This is a genomic window from Pseudomonas sp. NFPP02 (genome assembly GCF_900119355.1).
Classification (GTDB): Bacteria; Pseudomonadota; Gammaproteobacteria; order Pseudomonadales; family Pseudomonadaceae; genus Aquipseudomonas; species Aquipseudomonas paracarnis.
Window position 1 is genome coordinate 114,938 of the sequence record NZ_FPJI01000006.1, and the last position, 17,561, is coordinate 132,498.

The 17,561-nt window shown below is 60.3% G+C and carries 19 protein-coding genes and 5 tRNA genes; 14 read left to right on the forward strand and 10 right to left on the reverse strand.

What is annotated here, in order from left to right; genetic code table 11:
• Positions 1 to 50 precede the first annotated feature (50 nt).
• The 4 genes from BT204_RS12570 to BT204_RS12585 all read left to right on the forward strand — a co-directional run bounded on the left by BT204_RS12570 (position 51) and on the right by BT204_RS12585 (position 464).
• Positions 51 to 126, forward strand: a tRNA-Asn gene (locus BT204_RS12570).
• Between the two features lie 9 nt (positions 127 to 135).
• A tRNA-Pro gene (locus BT204_RS12575) sits at positions 136 to 212 on the forward strand.
• Between the two features lie 5 nt (positions 213 to 217).
• Positions 218 to 293 (forward strand) — tRNA-Lys (locus BT204_RS12580).
• Positions 294 to 387: 94 nt separating this feature from the next.
• Positions 388 to 464 (forward strand) — tRNA-Pro (locus BT204_RS12585).
• 128 nt (positions 465 to 592) lie between these two features.
• On the opposite strand, the gene BT204_RS12590 is transcribed toward BT204_RS12585, so the two are convergent.
• Genes BT204_RS12590 through BT204_RS12600 form a run of 3 tightly spaced genes read right to left on the reverse strand, consistent with a single transcriptional unit; the run spans position 593 to position 2,809 of the window.
• Entirely contained in the window at positions 593 to 1,891 is a 1,299-nt protein-coding gene (locus BT204_RS12590) for an NAD(P)/FAD-dependent oxidoreductase (protein ID WP_032903990.1), read from the reverse strand.
• Positions 1,892 to 1,951: 60 nt separating this feature from the next.
• Positions 1,952 to 2,125 (reverse strand): DUF3094 family protein, encoded by a 174-nt coding sequence (locus BT204_RS12595; protein WP_034126248.1) that lies wholly within the window; start codon positions 2,123 to 2,125, stop codon positions 1,952 to 1,954.
• A gap of 54 nt (positions 2,126 to 2,179) precedes the next feature.
• Complete coding sequence (locus BT204_RS12600; RefSeq protein ID WP_003188431.1) at positions 2,180 to 2,809, reverse strand: DUF1780 domain-containing protein; 630 nt, start codon at positions 2,807 to 2,809, stop codon at positions 2,180 to 2,182.
• A gap of 128 nt (positions 2,810 to 2,937) precedes the next feature.
• Between BT204_RS12600 and BT204_RS12605 the strand changes: the two genes are divergently transcribed.
• Together BT204_RS12605 and BT204_RS12610 are read left to right on the forward strand one after the other, a co-directional pair.
• The gene (locus BT204_RS12605) at positions 2,938 to 3,627 is read left to right on the forward strand and encodes an energy-coupling factor ABC transporter permease (protein ID WP_054919398.1); all 690 of its coding nucleotides are present in this window, start codon (positions 2,938 to 2,940) and stop codon (positions 3,625 to 3,627) included.
• Positions 3,628 to 3,691: 64 nt separating this feature from the next.
• Complete coding sequence (locus BT204_RS12610) at positions 3,692 to 3,907, forward strand: hypothetical protein (RefSeq protein WP_003171680.1); 216 nt, start codon at positions 3,692 to 3,694, stop codon at positions 3,905 to 3,907.
• Here BT204_RS12610 and yacG read toward each other — a convergent pair.
• From yacG to BT204_RS12630, 4 genes are read right to left on the reverse strand one after another with little or no spacing between them, the layout of a single operon-like run.
• Positions 3,904 to 4,104, reverse strand: coding sequence for a DNA gyrase inhibitor YacG (gene yacG / locus BT204_RS12615; RefSeq protein WP_072447011.1), 201 nt, complete (start codon positions 4,102 to 4,104; stop codon positions 3,904 to 3,906). The two genes, BT204_RS12610 and yacG, sit on opposite strands and share 4 nt — an antisense overlap.
• Positions 4,101 to 4,724, reverse strand: coding sequence for a dephospho-CoA kinase (gene coaE / locus BT204_RS12620; protein ID WP_054896889.1), 624 nt, complete (start codon positions 4,722 to 4,724; stop codon positions 4,101 to 4,103). Before coaE ends, yacG begins: the two co-directional genes overlap by 4 nt.
• The gene (locus BT204_RS12625) at positions 4,721 to 5,587 is read right to left on the reverse strand and encodes a prepilin peptidase (RefSeq protein WP_072447013.1); all 867 of its coding nucleotides are present in this window, start codon (positions 5,585 to 5,587) and stop codon (positions 4,721 to 4,723) included. Before BT204_RS12625 ends, coaE begins: the two co-directional genes overlap by 4 nt.
• Complete coding sequence (locus BT204_RS12630) at positions 5,584 to 6,792, reverse strand: type II secretion system F family protein (RefSeq protein WP_060763520.1); 1,209 nt, start codon at positions 6,790 to 6,792, stop codon at positions 5,584 to 5,586. Before BT204_RS12630 ends, BT204_RS12625 begins: the two co-directional genes overlap by 4 nt.
• Before the next feature lie 201 nt (positions 6,793 to 6,993).
• Between BT204_RS12630 and BT204_RS12635 the strand changes: the two genes are divergently transcribed.
• The 3 genes from BT204_RS12635 (at position 6,994) to BT204_RS12645 (ending at position 8,002) form a co-directional block, all read left to right on the forward strand.
• Positions 6,994 to 7,407 carry a pilin gene (locus tag BT204_RS12635; RefSeq protein WP_072447015.1) on the forward strand — a complete coding sequence of 138 codons (414 nt, stop codon included), beginning with the start codon at positions 6,994 to 6,996 and terminating at the stop codon, positions 7,405 to 7,407.
• Between the two features lie 64 nt (positions 7,408 to 7,471).
• A tRNA-Thr gene (locus BT204_RS12640) sits at positions 7,472 to 7,547 on the forward strand.
• A gap of 149 nt (positions 7,548 to 7,696) precedes the next feature.
• Positions 7,697 to 8,002, forward strand: a complete 306-nt coding sequence (locus tag BT204_RS12645; protein ID WP_034126255.1) for a DUF6388 family protein — start codon at positions 7,697 to 7,699, stop codon at positions 8,000 to 8,002.
• Between the two features lie 170 nt (positions 8,003 to 8,172).
• Here BT204_RS12645 and nadC read toward each other — a convergent pair whose 3' ends face one another.
• The gene (gene nadC / locus BT204_RS12650) at positions 8,173 to 9,021 is read right to left on the reverse strand and encodes a carboxylating nicotinate-nucleotide diphosphorylase (protein WP_034126256.1); all 849 of its coding nucleotides are present in this window, start codon (positions 9,019 to 9,021) and stop codon (positions 8,173 to 8,175) included.
• A 245-nt stretch (positions 9,022 to 9,266) separates the two neighbouring features.
• Here nadC and BT204_RS12655 point away from each other — a divergent pair, with 245 nt between their 5' ends.
• From BT204_RS12655 to BT204_RS12675, 5 genes are all read left to right on the forward strand, one after another.
• Positions 9,267 to 11,414 (forward strand): DUF1631 domain-containing protein, encoded by a 2,148-nt coding sequence (locus BT204_RS12655; protein ID WP_072447017.1) that lies wholly within the window; start codon positions 9,267 to 9,269, stop codon positions 11,412 to 11,414.
• Between the two features lie 61 nt (positions 11,415 to 11,475).
• Positions 11,476 to 12,039 (forward strand): 1,6-anhydro-N-acetylmuramyl-L-alanine amidase AmpD, encoded by a 564-nt coding sequence (gene ampD, locus BT204_RS12660; protein WP_054896894.1) that lies wholly within the window; start codon positions 11,476 to 11,478, stop codon positions 12,037 to 12,039.
• Positions 12,036 to 12,872: a regulatory signaling modulator protein AmpE gene (ampE, locus tag BT204_RS12665; RefSeq protein WP_034126259.1), complete on the forward strand. Its 837-nt coding sequence runs from the start codon at positions 12,036 to 12,038 to the stop codon at positions 12,870 to 12,872. Before ampD ends, ampE begins: the two co-directional genes overlap by 4 nt.
• A gap of 264 nt (positions 12,873 to 13,136) precedes the next feature.
• Complete coding sequence (locus BT204_RS12670; protein ID WP_072447019.1) at positions 13,137 to 15,167, forward strand: methyl-accepting chemotaxis protein; 2,031 nt, start codon at positions 13,137 to 13,139, stop codon at positions 15,165 to 15,167.
• Between the two features lie 125 nt (positions 15,168 to 15,292).
• Positions 15,293 to 15,721, forward strand: a complete 429-nt coding sequence (locus tag BT204_RS12675; protein WP_072447021.1) for a hypothetical protein — start codon at positions 15,293 to 15,295, stop codon at positions 15,719 to 15,721.
• Here the strand turns inward: BT204_RS12675 and BT204_RS12680 are convergent.
• Together BT204_RS12680 and cra are read right to left on the reverse strand one after the other, a co-directional pair.
• Positions 15,668 to 16,444 carry a TatD family hydrolase gene (locus BT204_RS12680; protein WP_072447023.1) on the reverse strand — a complete coding sequence of 259 codons (777 nt, stop codon included), beginning with the start codon at positions 16,442 to 16,444 and terminating at the stop codon, positions 15,668 to 15,670. The two genes, BT204_RS12675 and BT204_RS12680, sit on opposite strands and share 54 nt — an antisense overlap.
• A 2-nt stretch (positions 16,445 to 16,446) precedes the next feature.
• Positions 16,447 to 17,442 (reverse strand): catabolite repressor/activator, encoded by a 996-nt coding sequence (gene cra, locus BT204_RS12685; protein ID WP_054919378.1) that lies wholly within the window; start codon positions 17,440 to 17,442, stop codon positions 16,447 to 16,449.
• Between the last annotated feature and the right edge of the window lie 119 nt (positions 17,443 to 17,561).

Genomic DNA, 17,561 nt, shown 5'->3' on the forward strand with positions numbered 1-17,561 from the left:
GGACAGGGTCGAAGAGGAAGCAACACAGCAGTAACTTTGAAATATGTAGTTCCGTGATAGCTCAGTCGGTAGAGCAAATGACTGTTAATCATTGGGTCCCAGGTTCGAGTCCTGGTCACGGAGCCAATTTCAAACCGGGGTATAGCGCAGTCCGGTAGCGCGCCTGCTTTGGGAGCAGGATGTCGGGAGTTCGAATCCCCCTACCCCGACCATATTTGGGTCGTTAGCTCAGTTGGTAGAGCAGTTGGCTTTTAACCAATTGGTCGTAGGTTCGAATCCCACACGACCCACCATTTTTGAGACCAGTTAACGCTGGAATCGAATCTTAAGATCAGAGGCCAAAAGCGCTGATCGAAGAAGGCGACTGAAAGGTCGCCTTTTTATTACCGGGGTATAGCGCAGTCCGGTAGCGCGCCTGCTTTGGGAGCAGGATGTCGGGAGTTCGAATCCCCCTACCCCGACCATATTAAAAATCCTCGTATCGAAAGATACGGGGATTTTTTTTGTGCGCGCGAATCCTGAATTCTCCGCAAAACAAATGTGGGAGCAAGCCCGCTCCCACATTTGCCAGGCCTCCTTCGAGACCAGGTTGTTAATGCAATTTAAGGCGTGGCTCGGTGCCGCGGCCGATCTTGCTGCCCAGCATCAGCATCGCCGTGCGGAAGAACCCATACAGCGCCATCTGGTGCATGCGGTACAGCGACACGTAGAACATCCGCGCCAGCCAGCCTTCCAGCATCACACTGCCCGTCAAATTGCCCATCAGGTTACCCACCGCGGAAAAGCGCGACAGCGAGATCAGCGAGCCGTAGTCGGTGTACGTGTAGGTCGGCAGCTCCTTGCCTTCAATCCGCAGCTTGAGCGATTTGGCCAGCAACGACGCCTGTTGGTGAGCCGCTTGGGCCCGTGGCGGCACATTGCGGTCGGTGCCCGGTTGCGGGCAGGCGGCGCAATCACCAAAGGCGAAGATATTTTCGTCGCGGGTGGTTTGCAGAGTTTGCAGGACTTGCAGTTGGTTGATGCGGTTGGTTTCCAGACCGTCGATGTCCTTGAGGAAACCGGGTGCGCGGATACCGGCCGCCCAGACCTTGAGGCTGGCCGGAATCACCTGGCCGCTGCTGGTGATCAAGGCATCGGCAGTTACTTCACTGACCGCCGAGTTGGTCAGTACCGTCACCCCTAGTTTTTCCAGGGTCTTGTGCACTGGCCCACCGATCCGCTCCGGCAGTGCAGGCAATACCCGCGGGCCGGCTTCGATCAGGGTGATGTGCATGTTTTCCGGCTTGATACGATCCAGGCCATAGGCGGCCAGTTCATGGGCGGCGTTATGCAGCTCGGCGGCCAGCTCGACCCCGGTGGCACCGGCACCCACGATGGCGACGCTAATCTGTTCAACGGCGTCGGTCTGCCCGGCATGGGCGCGTAGGTAGTGGTTGAGCAGTTGCTGATGGAAGCGCTCGGCCTGCTTGCGGGTATCGAGGAACAGGCAGTGTTGCGCTGCGCCCTCAGTGCCGAAGTCGTTGGTAGTGCTGCCTACCGCAATTACCAGGCTGTCATAGCCCAGCACGCGGGCAGGCACCAGTTCGCGGCCTTCTTCGTCGAGGGTGGCGGCCAGCTGGATTTTCTTCTGCTCACGGTCAAGCCCGCTCATGCGCCCCAGCTGGAACTCGAAGTGGTTCCATTTCGCCTGGGCAACATAGTTGAGTTCGTCTTCAGATGAGTTCAGTGAGCCGGCCGCGACTTCGTGCAGTAACGGCTTCCAGATGTGGGTCAGGTTAGTGTCGACCAGCGTGATGCTGGCCTTGCCACGCTTGCCCAGGGTCTTACCCAGGCGGGTAGCCAACTCCAGGCCGCCGGCACCGCCGCCGACGATAATAATACGATGGGTCATGGGGATATCTCGCAAGGCTAAAAGAAATCGGAGCAGTTACCCTCGCGAGCGCCATGCGGCTCATAGCGTCAGGTAACTCAATAGGCGGCTCAGCGCACCGAGCCCGATCACCACGACCAGCACCACGCAGAGGAGCAGCCACGGCCGGAAAGGCTTGCGCTCGACTCTGTGCTGGGAAAGTCGCAGGTACTCTTCGACACGCTCTTGGTCATCGGGTTTCAGGCGGCTGGTCATAAAGGCCTCGTCAGGTAGACGTTGCAAAGGGGCGCCACGTTACAGCCAGGGGCATCAAAGGCTGATGCCGACATCAAACACTATGCTGCGGCCAAGGTTGTTGCGCAAGAAATCCGGCGCGTCCGGGTGCGCGAACAACACCCGGGCGAAGGTTGGACCCACCAGTGACAGCGAGCGCCAGCCCTGGCGCAGGTATTCGGTCGGCGGCGGAAAATGGCTGTTGAGGTCCAGTACTTCGCGCTTGAGGCTGGTAAACGCAATAAGGTCCAGCTCCCCCAAGTCCATCCCGCGCTCTTTATAGTTGTGGGCTTTTTTACGCAGTGTGGGGGCCAGGCGCAGGAGGAATTCATGGGCGGGGATTCGCCGTGGCTTGGCTTCGCGCCGTACCAGTTGGCTCAAGGAGAAAGCACTGCGCCTGCGCAGCAACTCATCGCGCCACTCGTCGTTCAGGCGGCGGCCCTCATCCAACACAAAAAAGACCTCGAAGCTGGCGTCGCGAAACAGCACGTCGGGCGGCTCCTGGCCCGCTGCGTGGAATTCTTCGACACGGTAGGGCACATTCAAGCCTTGTAACAGGCGCTGGCAGACCCAACGCTCACGCTCCCACTTGCGGGCATTGGACAGAAACGCATTGGCTTGTTCGGCTGCTACGGTGAGCAGGCGCAAATAATCTGAGTCATCCATAGTCGCAGCTTAGCGTTCAAATGATGACCACAGGAAGTCTTGCCTTAAAACCCGGGTGTAGAATGCTTGCGTGAAACAGGCCCAGGGACGAGGTGTGTGATGAGGTTTTTGGTAAAGGCAGAGCATCCGTGATCAGTGCAGCGGTTCTGGCACCCCAGACTCTCGGCTTCGGCTGGCTGGTATATGCGCCCGTGGTGATGTGGGCGACTCTGCGCTCGCCATGGGTGGAGCTGTTTGCCGACCGTCGGCGCCAGCATTTGCTGTTCGGTACGGTGTTCGCGCTGTTCATGCTGTGGCTGGTGCGACGGGATTTCGATACCGGCGTGTCCTACCACTTTATCGGCATGACCGCCGTGACCTTGCTGCTGGATTGGCCGCTGGCAATCGTCGGAGGCTTTGCCGCCCAGCTTGGCTTGATGTTGCTGGGGCGCCAGGACTTGGCCGCGCTTGGCATCAATGGCCTGCTGCTGATCGTGCTGCCAGTGCTGGTCACCGAAGGGTGCGCGCTGCTGGTAGAACGGGCGCAGCCGAGAAACCCCTTTGTGTATATCTTCTGTTCGGGCTTTTTTGCTGCCGCACTGTCGGCATTGCTGTGCCTGTTGGCCGGCCTGGGCCTGTTGTGGTTGGACGGTCTTTTTGCGATGCCTGAGTGGTTGGAAGATTTTGTCGGTTACCTATGGCTGATCATCTTTCCCGAAGCCTTCATCAACGGCATGGTCATCAGCGCGCTGGTGGTGTTTTGCCCGGAATGGCTCGAGACGTTCAACCGTACCCGCTACCTCTCGGCGCCGTGGAAGGACGACGACTCGCGGCGTTGATCCAGGTCAAACGCCAGGCAGCGGCGCGGGTCCATGCTCTGCAAAATTTTCAGGAGCACGGATCATGAGTGTGTACGAGTGGGCACGGCAGGAGTTGCGCAGAAGCCAGGATGCAGCGCAGGAAATCGGTTTTGACCCCGGCTTGACCTTGCGCGCCATGCTCAGTGCGGTGGTGCAGCAAAGCAAGGGGGTACGCAGTTTTGAAGACCTGGCCGACGAGTTGCAATACCTTGCAGAAAACCTCGACGACCAGCAGGAATATGCCTTTATGCGGCCTTAGTGGCGCGGCGGCAGGTCTTCGGAAAACAGTTCATCTTCGGCGCCAGGGGCCACGGGAATCTTGTGTTCTTCAGCGGCCCAGGCGCCCAGGTCGATAAGCTTGCAACGGTCCGAGCAGAACGGTCGGTTGAGGTTGGTCGCTTTCCATTCCACGGGTGCACCGCAGGTTGGGCAGTCGACGGTCAAGGGTTGGCTCATGATCGGCCTCCACGCAAAGTAAGGTAAAAGTGGTGCAGTCGCTCGACCTCGCCGTGCAGCCAGGCGAGGTCCTTATCGTTGACCAGCACGTCATCGGCATGGTTCAGGCGGTCTTCGCGGCTGGACTGGGCCTTGAGAATCGCCTGCACCTGTTGTTCGCTGATGCCGTCGCGCTGCAGGGTACGCTGAATCTGCAGCGATTGCGGCACGTCGATCACCAGGATGCGCTGGGTCATGCTGTACTGTCCGGACTCGATCAGCAGCGGCGACACCAGGATCGCGTAGGGCGATCGGGCGCGTGCCAGGTGGCTGCGAATTTCCTCGGCGATCAGCGGGTGCAGCAAGGCTTCCAGCCACAGACGCTCTTGTGGGATCTCAAAGATCAGTTTGCGCAGCGCGGCACGGTCCAGCTGGCCGTCGGGTTGCAGCACGCTGGCGCCGAAATGTTCGGCGATGCGTGCCAGGGCAGGGCGGCCAGGCTCGACCACCCAGCGCGCGGCATGATCGGCATCCACCAGGTCGATGCCCAGCTTGATAAAGTGCTCGGCCGCAGCGCTTTTGCCGCTGCCAATGCCGCCCGTGAGTCCAAGAATCCAGGGTGTTGCAACAGAAGTGGTCATCTGAAACCGACAGACTGCAAATAGAAGTCGGTTATTTGACCACCCCAGAGCAATGCAATCCAGCCGGCAATTGCCAGGCAGGGGCCAAACGGCATTGGCGCTGACACCTGGGCCTTACGCAAACGCAGCAGGATCAGCCCGGCAAATACGCCCAGCAGCGAGGCCATCAGCAGGGTCATCGGCAGAATCTGCCAGCCGCCCCAGGCTCCCAGCAAGGCCAATAACTTGAAGTCGCCATGGCCCATGCCGTCTTTGCCGGTGGCCAGCTTGAACAGCCAGAACAGGCACCACAAGCTCATGTAGCCGATGACCGCGCCCCACACTGCATCGGGCAGTGGCGTCAGCAGGTCAGCACTGTTGAGGATCAGCCCCAGCCATAGCAGCGGCAGCACCAGCACATCCGGCAGCAGTTGGTGGTCCAGATCAATCAGGCTCATGCCCAGCAAGCCCCAACTCAACAGCATCACCGCGCCGGCTTGCCAGCCGAAGCCGAAGTGCCAGGCGACAGCGGTTGAGATCAGCGCGCACGCGAGTTCGGTGAGGGGGTAACGCAGGCCGATAGGGTCGCGGCAGTGGGCACAACGCCCGCGGAGCAGCAGGTAGCTGAGCACCGGGATATTTTCCCAAGGCCGAATCGGTTGATTGCAGTGCGGGCAGCAGGAGTTCGGGTGCATCAGGTTATAGGCCGGCCCACCGGGCTCGGCTGGCAAGTCGAGAATCTCATGGGCCTGGGCACGCCATTCCCGCTCGAGCATTTTGGGCAGGCGCCACGCCAGCACATTGAGGAAGTTGCCGACGATCAGGCCCAACACCAGCGCCAGGCCAACAAACGCCCAGGGATGTTCGCTCAGCAGCAGGCTCAAAACGCCGTCCCCAATTGGAACACCGGCAGGTACATGGCGACTACCAGCGCGCCGACAACCCCTCCCAATACGACCATGATCAGCGGCTCCATCAGGCTGGTGAGGTTGTCGACCAAGGTATCCACGTCTGACTCGTAGTGGTTCGCGACTTTTTCCAGCATGCGGTCCAGGGTGCCGGACTCCTCCCCGATTGCGGTCATCTGGATCGCCATGCCTGGGAACAGGCCGCTGTTATGCATCGATTGATTCAGCTGCATGCCTGTGGATACATCGTGGCGCATACGTTCGATTGCCTGTTTGAAGGGGCCATTGCCGACGGCGCCGGCCACCGAACCCAATGCCTGTACCAGAGGGACGCCCGCCGCAAAGGTGGTGGAAAGTGTGCGAGCGTAGCGAGCAACCGCAGATTTGTGCAGCAGTTTGCCTGCCACGGGCACTTTCAACAAACCCGCCGCCAACCAATGGCGAAAGCCCGGGTAAGTTCGATAGGCGTGATGCCCAGCGACCATTATGGCGCCCACGCCCAGCCCCAGCATCCACCACGCCTGCTGCAGCAGTTCCGAGAGCGCAATGACCGCCAGGGTAAACCCCGGCAATTGGCCGTTGACCCCGGCGAACAGGTTCTGGAACTGCGGCACAACGTGAATCAACAGGACTGTGCTCACCCCTGTGGCAATTACCAGTACCGCGACAGGGTAGGTCATGGCTTTCTTGATCCTGGTTTTGAGCCGTTGGCTTTTTTCCAGATGAATCGCCACGCGCTCGAGCAAGGTTTCCAGGGCGCCGGCTATTTCGCCAGCTGCTACCAGATTGCAATACAACTCATCGAAGTAGCGGGGATATTGACGCAGGGCAGTGGCCAAGGGGTGGCCGCTGGCAATGTGCTGTTTCAACGCCTTCACCAGTTCGCGCAGCTGTAGGTTTTCGACGCCTTCGCTGATGATGTCGAAGGCTTGCAGCAGCGGGATGCCGGCTTTGAGCAAGGTGGCTAACTGGCGGGTGAACAGGGCAATATCTGCGGGCGTTATTCGCGTCTTGAAGATGTGTAAACCGTAAGATTTCTTGCGCACACGCTCAGGGCAGATCCCTTGCTGGCGCAGTTGTACCTTGATCAGCGCAAGGTTATGCCCGGCGATTTGCCCGGAAACCCGGCGGCCTTTGCGGTTGATGCCTTCCCAGGCATAGATTGTCGACGTGTCGTTCATGTGAGGTTGGCGCACCCAGGTCGTGAAGAATTTATAGCTTAGTCAGGTGGCGAATTCGGGCAGGCTGGCGCTGGGCGATAAAATGTCAGATTGTGCGTCTTGCAGGCGAACGGCTGCGTGGGGATGAGTACACTGGCGCCGTTGCACACTACGGGGCGCAGGATGCGCCTTGTCATGGTTCTATTCTGGAGAGTGAAAGAGATGCGTCAAAAAGGTTTTACCTTGATCGAATTATTGATCGTCGTGGCAATCATCGGCATTTTGGCCACCATCGGTCTGCCCATGTACACCAAGCACCAGGCCAAGGCCAAGTTCACGGCGGGGTTGGCTGAAATCAGCGCGCTAAAGGCCGGCTACGAGGACGCCATCAACCAGGGCACCGTGCCAACCCTGGCCCTCATCGGGGGCACAAGCCCTACCGCCAACTGCACCATCGAAGTGACAGGCGATGTGGCCTCGGGCGCAGGTACCTTGCGTTGTGAAATCCTTGATGCACCCGCGCCCGTGCTGGGCAAGACCATCACCTTGACCCGCAGCGCCACCACCGGCTGGAGTTGTGCCACCACGGTAGAGCCTCAGTATGCTGCCAAGGGCTGCGGCGCCAACGGCGCGTGACAGTCGCCGGGCGGTGAGCGAGTTGGTTGCTGCATGCCCAATGCAGTGCTAGCTTTAGCCCACCGCCCGTGTAGCTCAGCCGGTAGAGCAGCGCACTCGTAACGCGAAGGTCGCAGGTTCGATTCCTGTCTCGGGCACCACAGGCACCACTGTTTCAACGGCAATGTTTTCAGATGATCCCAGAATGGTTCTGAAGGCCAGGTGAGCCGGGCATTTGCCCCCGCTCTTTTGTATCTGCGCAACCTTGAAGACCCAGATGCATTCCCATTCCTCGATCTAAGAGAACGACATGACCACGACTGAGATGACCCAGGAAGCACGGCACGAACAAGCGCTCAAGCATTACCTTGAAGCGACGCCGCAGCTTAAAGAAGAGATCAAGGACCTGAGTGCCGACGATCAGCGCGACCAGATTCAGTGGGCATTCGAAGATGAGGCCGAGAGTCAGGGCTACCAGCCTTGGGAGTTGACCCTCAAGTACACCTCGACGCCGGAAGAGTTCGAAGCCGCGCGGTTGGCCTTGCACAAAGAGGCGGCCGAGGTGCTGGGTGTCGATTGGGACGAGTACTGCGAGATGAATAATCTGGTGGTCTAGGCACGGCGGGCTTGTTGTGGCGAGGGAGCTTGCTCCCGCTGGGCTGCGAAGCAGCCCCAAATTGGATAATCGAAATACATCAGGTGTACGTCGATGAACGGTTTGGGAGCGCTGCGCACTCCAGCGGGAGCAAGCTCCCTCGCCACAATCGCCCGGCCCTGCATGGTTTCTCAGATGCTCAGGCGCATCGACAGATCCACCGCCTTCACATCCTTGGTCATCGCGCCGATGGAGATGTAGTCCACGCCGGTTTCAGCGATAGGCAGCAAGGTGGTTTCATTGATCCCGCCGCTGGCTTCGAGCTTGGCCTTGCCTGCATTCAGGCGCACGGCTTCGCGCATGTCTTCCAGGCTCAGTTCATCCAGCATGATGATGTCGGCACCCGCCGCCAGGGCCTCGCGTAATTCCTCCAGGCTTTCCACTTCGATTTCCACCGGCTTGCCCGGGGCGATCTTGTGGGCGGCGGTGATCGCTTGGGCAATACCACCGCAGGCGGCGATGTGGTTTTCCTTGATCAGGAACGCGTCATACAGCCCGATACGGTGGTTGTGGCAACCGCCGCAGGTCACCGCATATTTCTGCGCTAAACGCAGGCCGGGCAATGTCTTGCGGGTGTCCAGCAGCTTGACCTGGGTGCTGGCGACAAAGTCCGCCAAAAATTGCGCACGGGTGGCAACCCCTGACAGCAATTGCAGAAAATTCAACGCGCTACGTTCACCACTGAGCAGCGAGCGGGCCGGGCCCTCAAGGTGGAACAACGCCTGGTTGGGGCTCACTCGTTCACCATCAGCGACCTGCCAGTGCACAGCGACCCGAGGGTCCAGTTGACGAAACACCGCATCCACCCACGCCGTGCCGGCGATAACAGCCGCCTCACGGGTAATGATCGTGGCCTTGGCCAGCCGTTCGGCCGGGATCAACTGCGCGGTGATGTCGCCACTGCCGATGTCTTCCAGCAGTGCGCGGCGCACGTTGGCTTCGATTTCGGCGGTGAGGTCGGCAAGACGGAGGTTCGGCATAACAGGCTCCACAAACAAAGTGCCTCGATTATAGGGCCAGCGTGCGTTCTAACCCAGGCTCGCCACTCATTTACCGCACAAAGTCAGAGTGTGCTGGCGCAACTGCCCTCGTTTGCAAGATAATCTCGCGCCTTGCAATTGGCGTCATAGCTTTGACGTCCTGGTGGTGATCGGGTGTTTGCAGTGCCTGCCGGGCCTGCGCTCCGTCTCTCCACCGCTCAAAACCGCCGTTTCAGGAGGCCAGGATGCACAATGACGGGAAGGTGGTGCCTATCAACAGGGCACAGGCCACGCCATCGCCGCTCGCGCGCCTGCCGGTGGTGTTGCTGCAGGTGCGTGACAAGGCTGCGCAACAGCTGCAGCAAGGTTTGCAGGAACTGTTCGATAACGCCGACGACACCCTGTTCGAAATGGCCGAAAAGGCCCGTAGCACCGTTGACCATCATATTTTTTTCGAGGCCATGCGCGACCTGCGCCTCAAGCGCAAGAACTTCGAGCGCGTGTTTATGGAGCAGCTGTTTGTGGCGTTCGCCAACCTGGGCCAGGCCCGGTGCAGCGGTGCACACCTGGTGCCGGTGGTGTCTTATGAGGCGGCACCCGGCACCAGCGCGGATGATGTGGAAAAAGCCGTGGCTCTGGAGGCGATGCTCGGTCGGGTGCGGCATCGTGATGGCTTGGCCCTGGGGCAGTTGAACGCACGCTTGAGTGAACTGCTCGGCAGGCGCCTGGAGGACCCTGAAAACCCCTTGGGCCCTGCGCGGCTTTGTGAGTTTTTCCTGCAAGCAGGGCGCAGCCTGGGGGTGGAGATTCGCGTCAAGCTGGTCATGCTCAAGCTGTTTGAGAAATACGTGCTCAGTGATGCCGACCTGTTGTATGGCGAGGCCAACCAATTGCTGATCGCCACCGGCGTATTGCCGCAACTCAAGACGGTCCCGTCCCGTCGAGCTGGCGGGCGCGAGGCCCGGGAGCACCAGCATTACACCAGCCAAGTGGTGGCCGACCCGCCGCTGGATAAAAGCGGCCAGCAAGCGTTCAGTGCCTTGCAAAAGTTACTGGTAGCCGTGCGTGGCAGCGTGGCCCCGACCCTTGAAGCCAGTGCCGAGCCGCAGCCGATTGCCACCCGCGATCTGCTACGGCTGTTGTCGCATTTGCAGCAATATGTCCCGGAGCCCGGTGGCGAGGACGATTTCGACCTGCGCAACCAGCTGGAACAGTTGCTGACCCGGGGCAGCGTCAAAAGCGGCAAGTCGAGGGTGTTAGAAGAGGCAGACGAAGATGTGACCAATCTGGTCGCCATGCTGTTTGAGTTCATGTTCGATGACAGCGGTGTGCCGGACGCTTTCAAGGCGCTGATCGCTCGCTTGCAGATCCCGCTGCTGAAAGTGGCGGTGCTGGACAAGAGCCTGTTCAGTTGCGCAGAGCATCCGGCGCGGCGCTTGCTCAATGACATCGCGAGTGCCGTCATCGGCTGGAGCCCGCCCTATGACCACCCACGGGACAACCTCTATCTGTGTATCGAGCAACTCGTACAGCGTGTGCTGAATGAGTTCGTCGAAGACCCGGCGATTTTCTCCCAGTTGCTCACCACGTTCAGCGCATTCATAGCCCAGGAGCGCAAGCGCAGCGAGCGACTTGAGCGACATACCCGTGACGCCGAGCAAGAGCGCCTGCAGGTCGAGGTGGCGCGCCAGCGTGTGGCGCACGTGCTCAATCGGCGGCTCGTGGGCAAAACCTTGCCGCCATCGGTGCTGCAATTTGTGCAGCAGGCCTGGAGCCAGGTGTTGTTAGTGGCCATTCTCAAGCACGGTGAACAATCGCTGCAGTGGCAGGCGGCGCTGCGCACCGTGGATGAATTGATCTGGAGCGTCGGCCTGCGTGAAGACACCGAAGCGGGCCGGCGTTTGCTCGAGCAATTACCCGGGCTGCTCAAGGCCTTGCGTGACGGGTTGGCCGGTGCGGCCTTCGATCCTTTCAGTACCCGCGAGTTCTTCCTGCGGTTGCAGGCCATGCATGTTCAGCCGCTCGACGGCGAGGTGCTGGTTGAAGTCCGTGAGCCTTTTATCCTGGGGGCTGGCCCGCCGGGTGCCGACGAACCACTGCCCCATGATGACCCCGACCTGCTCAAAGCCAAGCAGTTGCGAGCCGGTACCTGGGTAGCGCTGCAGCAAAATGAAGCCGGTACCCTGCGCTGCAAATTGACCGCCATCATGCCGCCCGCCGATACCTATGTTTTTGTCAGCCGCGCCGGCCTCAAGGTGTTGGAGAAAAGCGCGGGCCAGTTAGCGCTGGCGTTCAAGCAGGGCGTCCTGCACGCCTTGGATGATGGCCCGCTGTTCGAGCGTGCGCTGGCAGCGGTGGTGGACAACCTGCGGCAACTCAATCGCGGCAAGTGATCGCAACCGCAGGGTGGAACGCGGCATACTGGTCACACCTCTTATCATTCAAGGAGCCTGTATGCAGTTGGACCCCGCCAGCGGTTGGTGCCAGGGCATTCGTCATTGCCCTTCGCCCAACTTCAACGAGCGCCCTGAAGGCGAAATCTCGCTGTTGGTGGTGCATAACATCAGTTTGCCCCCGGCGCAGTTCAACACGGGCAAGGTGCAGGAATTTTTCCAGAACCGCCTGGATATCTCAGAACATCCTTATTTTGAAGGGATTGCGAGCCTACGAGTGTCTGCGCATTTTCTGATTGAACGTGACGGCACTGTGACGCAATTTGTTTCGTGCCGCGACCGTGCCTGGCATGCCGGTATTTCCGTCTTTGAAGGGCGCGAGGTCTGCAACGATTTTTCTCTGGGAATCGAGCTGGAAGGCACGGATGACCTACCGTTTACCAATGCCCAGTATGCGGCGTTGATCGACCTGACACGCCAACTGCTGGCCGCATACCCAGATATCACCCGCCAACGTATTTGTGGTCACAGCGACATCGCTCCGGGGCGCAAGACCGACCCGGGCCCCGCTTTTGATTGGGCGCGCTTTCGCAGCGCCCTGCAGGATGGAGGACACGAACGATGAGTTTCCTGGTGTTGGTGCTGGCCGTGTGGATCGAGAAGTTCTCGGCCCTGCGCCTGCGGTTGCAGCGCGACGGTGGATGGCTGCGTGAGCTGGCCAAGCTGGAATCGAGCCCGCGCATGGGCAAGCGCCCTTGGTTGATCCTGCTGATATTGGTGCTGCTGCCGGTGGCATTGCTGGCATTGTTGTTGCTGGTCCTGGAGCCGGTGGCCTATGGCCTGTTGGCATTGCCGGTGCACTTGCTGGTGGTGATCTACAGCCTGGGCCGTGGCGATCTATTGGCGGGGCTGGGGCCGTTTCGCGATGCCTGGCGGCGCGGTGACCTGCAAGCGGCCGAGCATGTGGCCGAACGCGACCTCAAACTTGGCGCCGACAGTGGCGAGCAATTGTTGGAGCGCGTCCAGGGCTACCTGCTGTGGCAGGCGTATCAAAGCTTTTTCGCGGTGATTTTCTGGTATTTCCTGCTGGGCCCGGTGGCCGCCCTGGCCTACCGCCTGTTGGCACTGGCCAGCGAAAACAGCCAGAACCCGTTGGTGGCCGAGCGCGCCACGCAATTGCGCCACGCGTTTGACTGGTTGCCGGTACGCCTGCTGGCAGCCAGCTTTGCCTTGGTGGGCAATTTCGTCGGGGTCAGCCGTGTGATGCTTCACGAACTGTTGAGCTGGGACATCAGCGCGGCACAGTTGGTGGAAAGAGTCGGCCTGGCCGCCGCGGAAATTCCTGCGCCAGTGGTGGGGGCCGATGGCATCAACAGCCTGGATCGCCTGTGGGAACTGCTGCTGCGTGCGGCGGTGCTGTGGTATGCCGGGTTTGCGATCTGGACGGTGTTGCCCTGATGGTAGGAGCGAGCTTGCTCGCGAAAAACGTCAAAGATAACGCGTGCTTCCTGAATAAACGCGGCGTCTGTGAGTCTTTCGCGAGCAAGCTCGCTCCTACATGGCGTTAGGGCTTTCTCCTTGCCACATTTGGCCTCCAGACACGCCGTTAACCTTACGTTACAAAACTCCCTTTCGAATTGAGCTATACAGATAGCGCGCCCAATAGTGGCTATCTGCCGCCGCCCTGCGCCTCAATAAAAATAAAAGAAGGGGAGGTCACCTGTGAAGAGCTTGCTCTATCCCGCCGTCGCGCTGATGAACCGCCTGAGCTTCGGCATGAAGTTCAGCCTGATCAGCGTGCTGTTCCTGCTGCCGATGCTGGCGACCAACTATTACCTGGTGCGCGACTCGTGGCGTGAATATCAGGGCACCCGGGTCGAACTGCAGAGTCTCGACCTGCTCGGCAGCAGCCTGGCGTTGCGCCGCGATCTGGAAACCCTCAACAACCAGGTAGAGATCAATGCCACCCTCGGCCAGTCCGGAAAAGCAGCAGACCTGGAGACTAGGATCAGCGCCTTGGAAGCCAGTGTGATGGAGCGCTTGCAGGGCCTGCACGCCATTGCGACCCAGCCCGAGCAAGTTGCCGTCTTCGACAGTAAGCGCGACGAGTTGATCGCCGCGTTCAAGGCCCAGCAGCAAGAAACCTCGTTGCTCAACAAAGCGGCGTTGATCGGCAAGTTACTCAACCAGGCCCAGATGTTCAGCCAGATCATTGCCAGCCAAGCCGGCTTGAGCCGTGATCCGCAAAGTGACCTGCGCCAGCTCAGCGACCTGATCACCACCGTCACCCCTCAAGTCACCCAGGCCTTGGGCGAAGGCCGTGCGATGGGCGCGTACTCCCTGGGGCAGGGCTTTATCAATTCATCCTCCAGCACCCGTTTTGACGAACTGCTGCAGCAGCTGGAAAAACTCCACGGGGAATATGGCTTGAAGCTGCAGGACGCGCTGGGCGCCAGCCAGGCCGCGCATGCGGCCCTTGAGGTTTCTGCGCAAGCCAGCCAGGCCAGCCTCAAGCAAGGCAGTGAGTTTTTTGAAGAGCAGGTGGTGATGGCCGAGACCCTCGATACGTCTTGGCAGGGTTTTTATGACGGCGTCAGCCAGTTGATGGCCAAGACCTATCAATTGGATGACGCCACCCTGGCGTTCCTCGGGCAGCAGTTGCAGCAGCGCCTGGCGCAAAACCGCCTACATATGGTGTTGCTGGTCACGGCCCTGGCGGCGGTGTTTGCGTTGATTTTCTATCTCTATGCCGGTTTCTTTGTCTCCACTCGCACCACCTTGCGCCGCCTGGGGGCGATGATGGACAAAGTGGCGGCAGGTGACATGACGGTCACCTTCGTTGCTCAAAGCCGCGACGAGCTGGGCGACTTGGGCCAGGTGTTCAATGGCACCGTGGCCAAGATTCATGACCTGATCGAACGTGTTGGGAATACGGTCAGCCAGGTGGAGTTGCAGGCCGGCCAGGTGCAGGCGGTGTCGGCACAGAGTAACCAGGCGGTGTCCGGCCAGCGCAGCCAGATCGAACAAGTGGCGACCGCGATGAACCAGATGTCCGCCACCGCCCAAGAGGTGGCGCGCAGCGCGGCGGCGGCGGTCAGCAGTGCCCAGAGCGTCAATGATGAAACGGTCAACGGGCGTGCGCTGGTGCAATCCCAGCAAGGCGGCATCGCACGCCTGGCGGCGGAGATTGACGAATCGGTGCGGGTGATCAACCAACTGGCTGCCGACAGCCAGTCCATCAGCAGCGTCCTGGAAGTAATCAAGAGCATTGCCGAGCAGACCAACCTGCTGGCGCTCAACGCGGCCATCGAAGCCGCGCGCGCTGGTGACCAAGGGCGTGGTTTTGCGGTGGTGGCCGACGAGGTGCGCACCCTGGCTCGGCGCACCCAGCACTCCACCGAGGAAATCGAGCAGATGATCAGCCGCTTGCACAGCGGCGTGGGCGCGGCGGTGAAGGCCATGGGCAGCAGCCATGAAATGGCGAATGGCACGGTGGGGCAGTCGGAAAAAGTCCAGCAAGCCCTGGAAAATATCCTGGGGGCAGTTGGGATGATCGTCGATCAGAACCAGCAAATCGCCGCCGCCGTGGAGCAGCAAACGGCGGTCGCCCACGACATCGACCAGAACATTGTCGAAATCAACCGTGCTGGCGAGCATGCAGCGCAAGGCGCCCAGCACACGGAAGCGGCCAGTCGACAACTGGCAACCCAGGTGGTTGAGTTGAAGCAATTGATTGGTGCGTTTCGGGTGTAGGGCGGTTCTGAAGGGCTGAACCACGGGGCCTGTGGCCCATGTCTTGATTTACCGATGCGTGTTTTATCGGGGCGTGAATAGGTGAAAATTTATGTCATCCGTCACGGTCACGAGGGGACAAAACGATGGCCGCCGCAATCGGTATCAGGGGGCATTGCGCCCAGTGCAACATGACGTTTGAACTCAAGCCTTGGCAACTGAACGCCATTGCCATCGATGTGCCGTTTGACTGTACGTATTGCCACTGCGGGTTGCAGTTGGGCTGCGTCAAGCAGTTGCGCCAGTTCAGAGCCCTGGACCAATGGGCGCTGGTGCGGCCGAGCATGATCATGCTGACGTGCGCGACCTTGCTGGTGGCCTTGGTCGCCGAGTGGCTGGGGCTGCTCAGTGTCAACGCGCAGTTCAACATTTCACTGGTCGCGGTGTTGATCCATTTGCTGGTGGTGCGCTACGCCCGTCATCGCCAGACAATGACCTTGAACTTGCAGGCCATCAGTGCGCTACCAGTTGAACAGCTCGCACGCATTGCGTGTGCTCGCCTCAGCCAGCAATAGAGGGCTGATACCCATGCGCTCGGCCAGGGCCGTGCAGATGTCTGGCAGGTGTTGCGGGCTATTGCGCTGGTTGGGGTACATGGCCGGGGCCATATCCGGCGAGTCGGTTTCCAGCACCACGGCGTCGAGGGGCAATTGGGCCAGTACCCGGTGCATGCGCAGGGCCTGGGGCCAGGTGGCAGCGCCACCCAGGCCCAGTTTGAACCCGAGCTTGATGTACTCGCGTGCCTCTTCAACGCTGCCGGCGAACGCATGGATGATGCCGCCTCTGGGTAGGCGGATACGCTTTAAGGTGGCAATTACCGCGGCGTGGCTGCGGCGAACGTGGAGCAGGGCCGGCAGTTGGAAATCCAGCGCGAGTTTCAGCTGGGCTTCAAATAACTGTTGCTGGCGCTGGTGGCCCAACTGTTCGAGAAAGTAATCCAGGCCAATTTCGCCCACGGCGCACAGTTGCCGGTGGCCATGCAGGCGCGTCAACCAGTCGCCCAGCTCCAGCAGGTCGGCGGGGCGATGCTCATCGAGATACACCGGGTGCAAGCCGAAGGCGGCGAACAAACCTTCGTCCTGTTGCACCAAGTCCCAAAGCCGCTGCCAATTTTTCTGGTACACCCCCAGCACCACCAGGCGCCGCACGCCGAGTTCACGGCTGTGGGCGAGGACGTGCGTGCGATCCTGGTCGAAGTCCTCGAAGTCCAGGTGCGTGTGGGTGTCGATCAGCTCCACGCTCAGGCCTCGTGGATACGCTGCTTGAAGGTCCGGCCAATCGCATGCACGCCGGGTTGGTACTGTTCTTCTTCAACGGCGGCCAGCGCCAGGCGCAGGGCGGTCTCGGCAATCAACTGATGTTGTTGGGCCATGGCGTTGACCGGCAGCGGGAGGAAATCCAGCAACTGGGTATCGCCGAAGGTGCCCAGGCGCAGGGGGCGTGACTTGAGAGGGAAGTCATGCAGCGCATCAAACACCCCTTGGAGCAGTACGTAGGAGGTGGTTACCAGCGCGTCCGGCAGATGCCCCAGGCGTTGCAGCAATTGCTCCATCAGCTCTCGGCCGCAGTCACGACTGAAGGCTTCGCCCTGTTCGATGATCACTTCGCCCGTAAAGCCTTGCAGCGCATCGCGGAAACCGGCGGTACGCGCCTGGCTGATGCTCAGCTCGGGCCGTGCGCCGATCAGCGCGATCTGCTTGGGCAACGGTTGCAGCAGGCTGCTAGTGAGTTGCTGGCAGGCCTGGTGGTCGTCGCTGACCACGGAGCAGAACTGGTTCGGCTCCATCTCCCGGTCGATGGCAATCACCGGCAGCCCCTTGGCCTGCAACTCGCGATAGCTGTCATCGCTGGCCGGCAGGCAACTGGCGACGAACAACGCATCGCAACGCCGCGCCCGGAACAGTTGCAGCAGTTGGCGCTCGCTGTCCGCTTCGTCATCGGAGCTGGCGATCAGTAACTGATAGCCGCGCGCCCGCGCACCTTGTTCCAGCAGTTTGGCGATGCGTGCGTAGCTGGGGTTTTCCAGGTCTGGCAGGATGAACCCCAAGGTCCGCGTATGCCGGCTGCGCAGCCCCGCGGCTTGAGGGTTGGGGGTAAAGCCATGGGCTTGGACCACGGCACGCACACGCTCAACGGTGGCGTTGCTGATGCGCTGCTGTTCGGCCTTGCCATTGATGACATAGCTGGCGGTGGTAACGGACACACCGGCCAGACGTGCGATATCACTGAGTTTCAAACCGGGATTTCCTTGTTTTTTGGCGCTCGCCCCGACATTTTGTCCAATCGTAACCGATTCCAGCATTCGACCAATGTCCCACAGCAAGCGCCGAGTGGCCCTTCAAGCTTGCGTAATTA